Raw genomic sequence first — 12,505 nt, forward strand, 5'->3', positions numbered from 1 at the left:
TGAACCACTCCCGAGCTGTATCTTCGCACAACCGTAAGTACAAGGCTGAGCCGCTCATGCAAACTTTCGAATAATGGTTTGCCAGCTCCAAGCACAACCGGGTGAACAGATAGTCGATACTCATCCACTAACCCAAGGTTTATAAATGTGGAAATTAAACTTGATCCGCCATATAGCCATACATCTTTACCAGGTTCCTGCTTGAGCTTCCTTATTTCCGCTTCGATATTGCAATTAATGTATTTTACCTCACCACTTGATTCTGTGTATGTGGTGGAAAATACGATTTTCTTTTTGCTATGAACCAGTGCCCAGATTTGCTTTTCACATTCAGAAGCCTTATCAGAAGGGGTATATTCCCCCCATAACTCGTAGCTTTTCCTACCATATACGATTGTGTCTATTCTGCTTAGGAACTGCTCAAATGCCATTTCCTCATCCATGATACACCAATCTACTTCACCCTTTAGACCTTCGATAAACCCGTCCAACGTTACAGCCAAATCTAAAATTACTTTTCGCATCTAAACAAGCCCCCCTAGCCTGACCGCCGTAAGCAGCAATCGTTGATTTGTCAAACGTCAATGGATTATCATCTATAAGAATTAGTGAAACAAAGGTGCTATTCTATCAATGCGATTTGTCCATATACCACCTGTATAATTAGGCGGGAGACGTTTTATATCTTCAGGTGTATCAAAGCCTGCTGAAAATTCCCCTTCCCAGACAACAAGAATCACTCGAGTATCAACGTCTGCCATTCGATTCAGAAACCGGTTGGGCCATCCCCACAACCACGGCGCATACTTTTCAGGTATATGCAATTGGGTGTGCCTGCAAGCCGTTGGAACATAGCCTGTCCATCCTATCGCAAAGTAAGAGAACAAGCTCTTTTTCAAGGTTGCCTTTGACACGATACGAAGGTCAGGAAGCATTGCGTGAACGGCGGCAATGGGCTGATCGCCTCCATACACAGCCAATTGATTCAAACGTTCTACGGGAAACTTGGACAAATATTGAGCAAGCAGTTCTCCTTCTTTCGGGTCGTTGCTTTTGACATGAATCAGAAAAGACCGTTCCGGAAAATAAGCCAGTACCTCATCAAGCGAAGGCATCAATCCCACGCCTTTACCACGAAAGGGAAAGGTTTTCCGCCGTCGGCGCTATAACCGTAACCCACATCAAGCGGTTTCAATTCCGCCATCGTGTAATCTCTGGTGACACCTATCCCGTTGGTCCGGTAATCAAGATTCCAGTCGTGAAAAACAGCAAATTGCCCGTCTTTGGTTATGTGGACATCAAGTTCAACGATGTCAGCTCCAGCCTGAAAGGCGGCTTCCATTGATGCAATGGTATTTTCTAAATAGGGATGCTCTGGTGGATAAATACGTTTGGCGGTATCGGTTTTGCCCGTAATCCCTTCCATGCTGAAAGTCTGGGCAAGTCCCCGATGGGCAAGAAGTAAAGGTTTTCCCGTCCGTTCCTCGGCAAAATAAGAGCTATTGTTAAAATAAATGAAACCAATCAAGGCAAGAAATAACCAAAATATTTTTTTCTTCACTTTTCACTCTCCAACAACTTTCTAACAGTAACGATATCATTGGCAGAGACCAAGCTTTTACGAACGTTTCTCTAACATGTTCAAATGCTGTTATTCGAGGTAATAACTCTTTCGCGAGTCGATAACGTATTACCATATGTATTTTTTAAGATTGTAACCTGATGGTTTCTGCCTATGTCTGCGGAAACATATACCATATTTTTTCACAACCCTTGAAACCAGTCCCCGCCTGGCTTCAAGGGTTGTGTTTTCTTTTCAGCCAAACGCAACACTCCACGTAATTATATAAGGAAAAAACATTGATTTCTCAACGTCTTAACCAAGTTTATTATGCTTATGACACAGCAATTATTAACTATCCCGTTTGTCCTCCCAAAGTCGTATGCGTTCTTCAAAACTCACTTCTTTGTGCACTTGATGCAGCATCCATTGATAGCCGAAAGGATCACTGAAAATAGCATTCGACACTCCATAATCCGCCAATTCAGTCACTGGCTGAAGCTCTGTGCAGCCCGTGCTGATGGCCCTTGAAAATGCTTCCTTGATATCAGGAACGGTGATGTTAAACCAAATCGACTGGGGTTCATCCTTAGTTGGAGCTTTCAAACCGAATTTCGGGTTTTCATCCAACATGTGAAAGCGTACTCCATATAGGATAAAAATGACTTCATTTTCACCTTTTGGAAAGCTTGTAACCTCAACACGTTGAAGATCAAATACTTTTTCGTATAATTCCAATGCCTTCAAGCTGTCTGTAATAACCATATCAATTTCTACACCGGTCATGTAAAGCCCCCTTAAATAAAATCCGTCATTTCAATTCTGCTACAATTGGTACTCGCTATTCTCACAATAAATTAATTTCACTTATGAACTTCCCATTGTGCTCGTACTCAGACAAACAAATTGGAATTTGCATATTATTATAAGGTTCTTGAAGCTAAACCCGGTTGGGCGCTTCTTCGGCAACAATATTCCAACTTACGCCGTACCTATCAGTAAGCCCTGCATGAAATGAGCTATAAAATGTAGCGGTCGGTGGAAGAGTGATTTGAGCGTCAATACTCAATACATTAAAAATTTTTTGTGCCGCTTGTGCTGAGGCTACTTTTGTAGTTAATTTTATCATATTACCTTTGGACACTGGCTCTGCTATTTCATCTGCAAACCAAAAGACTGTATCACAGATATTCATTTCGGCATGCAAAATCCAGTCTTTCAGATTTGCCGGCGGGGCAGTAACACCCTCCGGTACATAATCCCCATATGGCAGGGACATCAGAACTTCACTATTAAAAACAGTCTGGTAAAACTCCAATGCCTCATTGCAATTTCCTGCAAATGTGATATAAGGTGTGACCATGTTTTTACCTCCAGTTATTTTTTATGGATAGACAAAGTCCTGTTTATCTTCGCATTATAAAAATATTGCACATTAACTATGAGAAAACTTCGTTAGCCTATCCTCTAGTTGAGCAAGAACCAACGGCCACGCCTGTTCATGCCTGTCCCGCGATGCTTCATCTAGAAATCCTGCATGATGAGCCTTTAACACTCTCGCCTCTACGGACGTTCAGGACATAATGCTCCAATTCCTTCTCCTTGGCGTAAGTGATGAAGTTCTTACCTGCGTCCGTACAGATGCAGGTAGCGTCTTTGATATAGTCGCCAATCACGCCTTCAATCTCCATGCTCGAAATACGCCCGTACCCTGCAACCTGCGAGACTATCTCGCCGTTTAAGCTGCTCTCACCAGACTTAACAGTGAAGCCTGGCTTTGTAATTTTATTATGCATCAATTTCATTTAAATATCGACCAATGCGCTATTCCTGTACAATATTCCACTATACCAAAAAACCCGCAAAATTCGCAGGTTGAAAATATATTACCCTATTTTATTTTTAGGTTTCTAACCTGATGTTTTCTTCCTTTGTCTGAGGGAACGTATTCCATTATTTCTCAAAACCATTGAACCCAGCCCCCGCCTGGCCTCACGGGCTGTGTTTTCTTTTCAGCAGAACTTTTATTAAACCTCTCGAACGAGTTTTTCTACATCATCGATTAGATTTTTTAGACATGTACATGCTTGTTCTTCTTCATATCCGGCTAGCGAGAATAAATTTTCTATCCTCCGCCCATACTCAGGCGGTTTGACCTGGAATCCGTCAATCATGCGGACAGCTTTTTTCTCATTGATGCAGTACTCACCGTTGAGTGCGAACAGTACCTGGTTAAGACAGGAAACCGAGCGGACCAGGTGCGCTGCTACATAATACGCATCCTGCTTATTTTTGTTCTTATCAGCAAACATATGAGAAAATCCGGCTTCAAACATAAAAAAGCGGATTATTGCCTCCCTCATGTTCTGTGGGTAAGGATGGGTTTTATCCTGTATCTCCTGTATTTTCCCATCGCGATCAGAGAGTATTCTGCAAGTGGCCAGCTCCCCCATGTACATGGCATTTAGGTAAGTATGAGGATGCCCGGTTTGATAATGGGCAGCAATCCTGCCTTCCCGGCAATCCTCAATAGCCTGCGCCACTCGCAGAATATCCCGCAGAATGAAATCTACATGGCAACCGTTAATCATAAGCCAACCACCGCCATTAACCCAGTTTCCCCATGCACCGGGAGGTGCGATCAGACCGGTCCGGTGTTCACTGTCCAGCACAGTGGCTGCCCTGTCCAAAGCGGTTAAATCAAGGGTATCGCTATGATAATAGATTCCAATATCAATGTCGGATTCCAGAGTATGAGTACCTCTTGCTCTTGAACCGCCTAAGACAACACCCGCTATCCCTTTAATAGGGGTCAGAGTGTTGCTGACCGATTGTAATATGGTTTCTATTTGATCCATTTCATTTACCTCAATCATACTGTTATTACTATTAAATTCCTGGGTTGGCTCTGTATCGCACGTATACGCGAAATAGTAATTTCGTGCATTGGTCAACTCCTCTATGGTTAGAGAGTCATGTTTCAGAACCTGCCACTTCTAGCCTCTTCACTTTTCATTCTCCAACAACTTTTTAACTATAGCAATATCGTTAGCAGAAACCAATAGCTCAAGATTACCAAATATTTTTTGCTTATCCCAATTCCACCATTGAAGCTTCAACAGCAATTCAATCATTTCATCGCTGAACCTCTTTTTAATCAATCGGGCCGGGTTGCCGCCGACAATCGCATACGTCTCTACATTTTTTGTTACGGTCGCATTTGCGGCGATAATGGCACCGTCACCAACCCTAACTCCCGGCATAATCGTAACATTCTGCCCAATCCATACATCATTACCGATTACCGTATCTCCTTTAAACGGCAACTGCTCCACTGCAGGAGTAACCTTCTCCCAGCCTCCACCAAAGATATTGAACGGATAGGTTGTAATGCCGTCCATACGGTGGTTCGCTCCATTCATAATAAATGTCACGCCTTCAGCAATAGCGCAAAAATTTTCAATGATTAATTTATCCCCAAGAAACTCATAATGATGCTGGATGCGTTCATAGAAGTTTTCGGGAGAGTTTGTGTTGTCGCTGTAATATGTGTAATTGCCAATCTCCACATTAGGCTTGCCTGGCAGATTTTTTATATAGCAAACCGTTTTTATATTTTCGCTTGGATACAGCTTGTTTTTGTCTGGGGCCACCGGCATATTGGCACTTCCTTTCCAATTCATCTACCTCTTCAAGCCATTCAATGTTAATCTAATTATCTATTACTCAACTTTCAGCAGTAAGCCCTTGAATAGAGGGCTTACTGCTTTGGCTTTACAATAAAGTTAACTCTGCAACCATATCAGCTAGAAACGGGTCAATCGTTTGTTCTGCTATGGCCGGACTGTGAGATGATGATAGTTAAACTTTCTCATTCAGTCTAAACCTCTACTATTTTGCCTTCTCTGAAGTCGTAAACTATATCCGCAACATTCTCCACAAGTCGTTTATCATGCGAAATAAAGAAAATCGTTCCAGCATAATTTTTCATCAGCGTTTCCAATGCTTCCAAGCTGGGTAAGTCCAGGAAGTTGCTCGGCTCATCCATGAGCAGGATATTATAGCGGCCAAGCAGTAGTTTGGCTAACTGAAGTTTAATAAATTCACCGCCACTGAGAACCGACAACTTCTTACGGACGTCGCTTTGGGAAAAGCCCATTGACGCCAGTACGGAGCGGATTTCGGAAACCTGATAGTCGCACTCTTCCTGCACAAACTCCATAACGCCTTGATTGCGATTGTACTTATAGCTGTTTTGAGCAAAGTAGCCGATTTCTGCCTTTGGTGAAATAGAGATGCCGGGCTCCCGGTTCAAGATCATCTGAAAGAGCGTTGTCTTGCCTGCGCCATTTCCTCCGGTCAACGCCACCTTTGCCCTAAGCGGAATTTGAAACGAGGCATTGTCAAACAACAATTGCTCGCCAAATCGTTTGGTAATATCTGTTCCAATAATCGGATAGGGGTTATGAAGCGTCAAGGCTTGACTTTGCCGGAAACGAATGGTGCGGATTGTCTCCGGTGCCTGCACATCCCCCAAAGCGGCAATACGATGCTCCATATTTTTAGCGGCATTATAGAGTTTCTTTTGCTTGCTGCCCGTTGATTTTTGATGAGCAAGGCGACCACCACTTTCAGAACTGTTTTTCTTGGCAGCACCCTTTGCTTTTTGGTCAACCTTGAGTGCTTGTTTTCGTTTTTCCTCGACAGATCGTTCCAACCGATTCCGTTCGGCAATAAACTGCGCATATTGGACAGCTTGCTGCTGGCGTTCTTCTTCTTTCTGGCGCAGATAGTCGGAGTAGCCACCCCAATATTCGGTAATCTTCCCATCTTTTAATTCCCATATTTTATCCACTACCTCATCCAGAAAGTATCGGTCATGGCTGATAATCAGCAATGCACCGGGGAAATATTTGAGCTGACCAATTAAGAAATCCGTACCTTCCCGATCAAGATGACAAGTTGGCTCATCAGCAAAAATTCCATGCACCTGTTCGGAAAGTGCCTGGGCGATTTTCAACCGTGTTTCCTCGCCGTCGCTCATAGTTTGCACTTCCAGCCGGTCAACTCCCAGCCTGCCCATCAGAGCGTGATCGTTTACCTCTTGCAAAACTGCTTCTTCCAGTTGCGGAATGTAGGCAAATTGCCCCAAACGGCTTACTTTGGAACTGGGTGGTGCTATTTCCCCTAAAAGCACTTTCAGCAAGGTGCTTTTTCCAGCGCCGTTACCGCCTACCAAGCCAATACGGTCATACGCATACAGTTCCAGTTCGTCAATATCTAAAACATCGCGTCCGGTATATTCTAAACGGATGTCTTTTGCTTTAATCAATAATTCCATTATAATCCTCCTGTTAAATCGCAGTTTTGTCGCTTGTCCGCAGGAATATCCTGCGATTTGAGCAGGGAGAATTATGAAAAGATATAGTACATATTCGTGCCTCCTAGTATTCTTCAGCTTATTCTTGCGTAATCATTTTCTGGCATCATGCATGCTTATAGTTGTCTAGGCAATAAAAAATGCAGGCCAACAAGTCCGCAATGCGGGCTTTGGTCTGCATAATCAACGAAAAAAAGACACGCCGGAAAAAGGGATAGCCACCAAAGGCTATTCCTCACCAGTATCCATGTCCTAATTCGTAAAGTAAGCACAACAAAAAAGCCCACAATTGTGGATGGTTTTATCGCTTTTTTATTGCTAGCTTATCTAATACGAATGGAATGCAACATAGATATGGCGTCTCCTTTATCCTTAAGAGTTCATTTTATTATAGAATAGCAAGTCCATAGTTGTCAAATTTTCTTCACACGTATAGTACAGTACCATCAGGCTTGTCAACCATCGACATAGCCAATGATGGCAACCGCTATGACGACTCGGAATCACCTGGAGCCTGACCTAATATTTTCTTCTTATGTCGAAGGAACATAAACAATAATTTAACCTCTTTTGCTGATCTCATCAGTTATTAATGATTTTGAAATATACATTGCTTTTATCCTGTTCTTAAGGAGTGTATGCTGAGAGGTACCCTCCACAAATTTTGGTTGTATTTTTTCACATCTAATGATAGATGAAGAAATAATGCGTAGAGCTTCTTCCACTTCTTCCTTTGTGTAACTGTCCATAATATCACCCTAATCATTTTCACATGAAATGTCCTGGACACCATTGAGGCATAGTCAATATTTCCAATCGATTTTTGCTGGATTTGGTTCGTTCTCCATGGCAACAGCACCTAGCGCGTCAAGCATACGTCCGTACTCCTCGGCGGCGCCTTGCTCGATTTGACACCATGGCGCATCAGTCCCGAGCCGGTCATAAGCAACCGCTATCGCTCCATACAAGGCAAGCCCGATACAATGCCGTGCGGAATGGATGGTCGATGCGCATTGACCGATTGCCCTCGCCGCTGCCTGTGCAACAGGATTCCCGTCTACTTCGCGAGCAGCCGCATGGCACTCAAGTATTGCTGCTTTTGCCTGCGGCAGTTTGATTGCGCCCACCAGCTACTCGCGGGCGGCATTCAGCGCATTTTGCGGACGCAGGTCATTTGGATTATACTTGCACCACAACGGCAATATAATCCGCTCGGAATAGCCAACCACCCAATGCGTAAGCGTGGGCGGTTGACTGTATGGCAGCTGTACCGCACCTTTGCTTGTCTTGTACTCTGTCAATCGGTCAAAGAAATGCTCTATCACCTTAGCGCTGGGATACACCCGATGTACTTTTTGAACGCCGCAAAATCCGCGAATTTCGCGGATTGACAACATATTACCATATTGTATTTTTTAAGATTCTAACCTGATGTTTTCTAACTATGTCCGAGAGAACATATTCCATAATTTCCCACAGACCATAAACCCAGGGGCCACCTGGCTTCAAGGGCTGTGTTTTCTTTTCAGCCAAACTGTACACTCTGTTAATCTACTTTGTTGTTACAGGATTTCTACATATCCTTCCGTTCCGTTTACCCGGATTTGCTGACCGTCCTTGATCAGCTTCGTGGCGTTTTCCACGCCTACTACTGCCGGGATACCATATTCCCTGGCTACTACAGCGCCATGGGTCATAAGCCCGCCGATTTCCGTAACCAAACCGCTGGCCGAAACGAATAAGGGTGTCCACCCCGGATCGGTGAAAGGGGCTACCAGAATATCGCCTTTTTCTAAATCGGCTTCTTCCAGCTTGGTGACAACCCGCGCCCGTCCTTCCACAACCCCTGCTGAAACAGGAGTTCCCGCCAGGGCTCCTTCAGGTAAGTCCCGCGGAGCGTACGAGCCGACAATCGCCTCACCCTCGCTGGTCAGTACTCGCGGCGGCTTCAGTTTCTCATATTCTGCATACTTCTCCTTTAACGCGGCAATCTTATCTCGGTCAGCCCGACCGGTGGTCACCGCAGCCGTCAGTTCCTCCAACGTCAGGTAGAAAACATCCTCCGCCGGGTCTACTGTCCCCTGCTCTGCCAGCCTTGCCGCTTCTTCCATGATGGCCCGCTTATACTCGTCGAGCAGACTTACCATCAGATATTTGGGGTATTCCCTAAGACCAATGAACTCACGATACGTCCTGACGAGTTTCCCCATAAGATGGGCTTTGAAGTTGCCACCCAGCTTCCGTTGCAGCCGCAGCAGCAACGTTTGCACTGCCTGTTCGGCTTCCGCCCTTCCTTGAGCAAACCTCAGACGATGCTCGCCCGGCTCTGTGCTCTGGATATGACTGATGATGGATGGCACCAATTGGGTTGGTTTTTCCCGCCATCTGGGTCGGGTGACGTCAATTTCACCCGGACAACGCATGCCATATTTAGCCAAAAAGGCTGCGAATGCCAGCCGGATCGCCGCGCCCCCCTCGACTCGCTCCAGGCCGTCCAGGAAGGTGGCGTCGTCCGCTCCCTTCATGTACTCCAGCGCGTCCGGATAAGGCCGGATAACATCAGCCAGGTCACCCAGTTCCAGGCCCATTTCTGTCGACACGTTGCCCGGCGCCGACTTGGTCAGTTCGTCCAGCACTGAGGATTCGCCCAGCCAGCGGCGTGCCAGCCGGCCGATCAGCAGCGATGCCATCCAGGCCGCAAACACCGGCTTGCCTATCGTGTCCATAAAGACCATAAAAACCTTGCCGAAATGATTGGCAAGGAAATCCAGCCTATCCCGACCCGAGCGCCGGGATAGCTCGCTCCGCAACTCGCTGAGGATTTGGCTGCTGATTGCCGTCACGTCAGGCGCTTCGATCTTCTCCCTGAACAGCATCTCATACATTCCTCCGGCCATCGTACCCATGCTTTTTCTCATATACGACTTCGTACCTGCGGCCCGTTTGCGTGGCTTCAGAGTGGCGATGAAATCGCGATGGCGGATGACCTCGGTGATGGCACTGCTGAGTAGCACGTCCGACTTGCTATACAGGGCCGGCGCTGTCTTCCGCCCTAGCCACGAGGCCAGCGTATCGGTTATATCGAAGTACAGATGTCCCCCTGCCGACACTATACTATACTGGCTGTCGATCGTCGCCATCGTTTTCGCCCAAATCGACATCCCTAACGGTTTGATCGGGTCGGTCATCATCTGCACGTGCCCGAAAGAAACGTACACTCCCGACATAGCGTCGGGCAATTCCGGCAAAGGATATAAGGTGGTTATCGGACGGCTCTGGACGATATAAATCCTACCGTCAGCATAGCCCCACTCAATATCTTGCGGCCTTCCGAAATGCTCCTCGATTCGCCTGCCAACCTGGGCCAGCGCCAGAATGGCCTCATCTGGCAACGCTTGCTTGCTTTGCTCTTGTGAGGGGATGTCCCGCGCTTCCGTGCCGCCGTCGGCTAAGGGATAAATGGCCATTTTTTTGACAGCAACCTGCCTTTTGACGATCCGCTCGTTCCGCACTTTGTAAAGGTCGGCGTTTACCCGCCCCGATACCAACGCTTCTCCCAGCCCGAATGCGGCGTCGATGGAAATCACCTTGCGGTTGCCTGTCACCGGATCAGCGGTGAACATAATGCCGGACACTTCGGGAAAAACCATCTGCTGCACGACTACCGACAGCAGCACCTTGCGATGATCGAAGCCGTTTTTCGCCCGGTAGGCGATAGCCCGGTCGGTAAATAGTGATGCCCAGCATTTGCGGACATGGACAAGCAGCTCACTTTCTCCCTTGATGTTCAGATAGGTATCTTGCTGCCCGGCAAAGGATGCTCCTGGCAGGTCTTCCGCTGTCGCGCTGGAGCGGACGGCATAGGCATACTGACTGCCCGTTTTCTGCCAAGCCTGAATAATCTCCTGGCTGATAGGGGAAGGAATATTGAGATTTTCCAGATACGTCCTTATACGCTGGCCTGTTTCCTTGATGGTTTCCAGCGCTTCAGCCTCTATGTCCCGCAAAGCGTCCAGCAGTCTGGCGAACTCCTCGCTTCGGTTCACAAAATCGGTATAAGCCTGAGTAGTAATGCAAAAGCCTGTAGGCACATTAACCCCTGAAATATGGCACAATTCACCAAGATTGGCTCCCTTTCCGCCGACCAGGGCAAGACTTGATTTATCCGTTTCCGAAAAGTAAAGCACATACTGATTCATGGTAGCGCTCCTTTCTTAAATAGTGGGCTTAAAAATAATATCTTTAAAAAATTATAAGATATCTTGCATCGTAAAAATAGCTAGCTCTAATTCTATAAAGGCTTAATTATTTCACTACTGTCAGTAATACTATTCTCTCGTTAGTGATCCTAGATACCTAAAAAAAATGTAAAATCTTTTCCATAGTAAACACTTTTGCCATGTACTGGCCCAAGGGCCAAGCTAGGAGCAATAGTACAGCAAGAAACAGTCCAAACAATATGATATCTGTCATCATCTTAAAATTCCTCCGGTTTCCACAATGCGTAAAGTAAATACACCAGTAACAAGACGGCGGTGATTCCTGCCAACCATAAGTTCTATGGAAGTCATAGTTAGGAATGGGGACATGAAATTTATAAAGAGGAGAGGCGCTCAAAACTAACAATGGCGGGGATGACAAACACCTAAGGAGCAGGCCCCAAAAGTCCATGAGGAACCGGAATCCTCCGAATCATTCGGAGGATTCCGGTTCTTCCAGATCTTCAGGACCACCCATAATCAGCGTCCAGTTTCTCTTGTTGTGCAAAATACGATGTATCTCGATAACCGGGCCGTTCCAGACCCATAGGGCTGAATAGTTCGTGTGTACGGAAAACCGTAAGTATCCCCGTTCCGCTAAAAAGGGATACGCTCTGGGCGACTTTCGCCTCTACGGCTCTCGCCTGCCGCTTGAATCAGGGATTTATATAATTCATTTTCTTCTTAAAATTTTTCGAGTTCGGACATCAGATTTTCATAGGTTTCGTGACCGAGGACGACCAGCCTGCCAGTGCCCTTTTTCGTGATGTATACCGGTAGGCTTTCGATAATACAAAAACGTTCAATTTCGTCCATCTTTTTGGCCAAATCTGTCATGGGACGAATGATGGCTTTCATATTTTTTGCACCTCTTTATGTTAGAGTTCTATCTATATTTATATCCAATTAGTCGATCTGAAATCAATTTAAAATCAATTTATAGTCATTATTTTCGCTGAAAAACGATGTGTCAGTGGCAATATCAAAATGTCGGTCATAGTGGGCGCTCTAGTTGTTCATTTAGATAACGATCCATCTGGAACATTTAACAATGAGCGAATTTCTTCATAGATGAAACGGTATCGGGAGAATCAGGACAAACCGTTTGTTGGAAGCGGACGCATCCTGCCCGAAAACCAAGAACTCGTCCGCTTGCGACGAGAAAACAAAGATTTGCGAGAAGAAAACGAGATCTTAAAAAGGGCGGCAGCCTACTTCGCCAAGCATCAAAGATAGATCGATACCGATTCATTAAGGCTGCGTCCACACAAAAAGGGCTGCGAATCAGGCAAAGACCTGGGAGAG

Annotated in this window: 10 protein-coding genes and 2 pseudogenes; all 12 read right to left on the reverse strand. The window is 45.8% G+C overall.

From position 1 onward, the window contains the following. On the reverse strand, positions 1-524 hold a 524-nt coding region (locus ALO_RS13140; protein WP_004096739.1), incomplete at its 3' end, for a dihydrofolate reductase family protein. Between the two features lie 81 nt (positions 525-605). After that, positions 606-1,426 (reverse strand): annotated as a pseudogene (locus tag ALO_RS23930) (glycerophosphodiester phosphodiesterase family protein). A gap of 486 nt (positions 1,427-1,912) precedes the next feature. After that, positions 1,913-2,347 (reverse strand): VOC family protein, encoded by a 435-nt coding sequence (locus tag ALO_RS13150; protein WP_004096740.1) that lies wholly within the window; start codon positions 2,345-2,347, stop codon positions 1,913-1,915. A 154-nt stretch (positions 2,348-2,501) separates the two neighbouring features. Then, positions 2,502-2,924 carry a VOC family protein gene (locus tag ALO_RS13155; protein ID WP_004096741.1) on the reverse strand — a complete coding sequence of 141 codons (423 nt, stop codon included), beginning with the start codon at positions 2,922-2,924 and terminating at the stop codon, positions 2,502-2,504. A gap of 664 nt (positions 2,925-3,588) precedes the next feature. After that, entirely contained in the window at positions 3,589-4,419 is an 831-nt protein-coding gene (locus ALO_RS13165; RefSeq protein WP_040293441.1) for a nucleotidyltransferase domain-containing protein, read from the reverse strand. Between the two features lie 147 nt (positions 4,420-4,566). Beyond that, a complete protein-coding gene (locus tag ALO_RS13170) occupies positions 4,567-5,220 on the reverse strand; it encodes a Vat family streptogramin A O-acetyltransferase (protein ID WP_004096744.1) in 654 nt (217 codons plus the stop codon). A gap of 221 nt (positions 5,221-5,441) precedes the next feature. After that, complete coding sequence (locus ALO_RS13175; protein ID WP_004096745.1) at positions 5,442-6,902, reverse strand: Msr family ABC-F type ribosomal protection protein; 1,461 nt, start codon at positions 6,900-6,902, stop codon at positions 5,442-5,444. Between the two features lie 842 nt (positions 6,903-7,744). After that, a complete protein-coding gene (locus ALO_RS22855; RefSeq protein WP_004096747.1) occupies positions 7,745-8,068 on the reverse strand; it encodes a putative immunity protein in 324 nt (107 codons plus the stop codon). A 3-nt stretch (positions 8,069-8,071) separates the two neighbouring features. Then, positions 8,072-8,310: pseudogene (locus ALO_RS23935) on the reverse strand (hypothetical protein); the annotation flags it as partial. A 193-nt stretch (positions 8,311-8,503) separates the two neighbouring features. Continuing rightward, the gene (rph, locus tag ALO_RS13185; RefSeq protein ID WP_004096749.1) at positions 8,504-11,140 is read right to left on the reverse strand and encodes a rifamycin-inactivating phosphotransferase; all 2,637 of its coding nucleotides are present in this window, start codon (positions 11,138-11,140) and stop codon (positions 8,504-8,506) included. Positions 11,141-11,418: 278 nt separating this feature from the next. Further along, positions 11,419-11,490: a K(+)-transporting ATPase subunit F gene (gene kdpF, locus ALO_RS23805; protein ID WP_072031851.1), complete on the reverse strand. Its 72-nt coding sequence runs from the start codon at positions 11,488-11,490 to the stop codon at positions 11,419-11,421. A gap of 394 nt (positions 11,491-11,884) precedes the next feature. Next, on the reverse strand, positions 11,885-12,058 hold the full coding sequence (locus ALO_RS22510) for a hypothetical protein (protein ID WP_004096753.1): 174 nt from the start codon (positions 12,056-12,058) through the stop codon (positions 11,885-11,887). Positions 12,059-12,505: the final 447 nt, after the last annotated feature.

The sequence above is a fragment of the Acetonema longum DSM 6540 genome, from assembly GCF_000219125.1.
Classification (GTDB): Bacteria; Bacillota; Negativicutes; order Sporomusales; family Acetonemataceae; genus Acetonema; species Acetonema longum.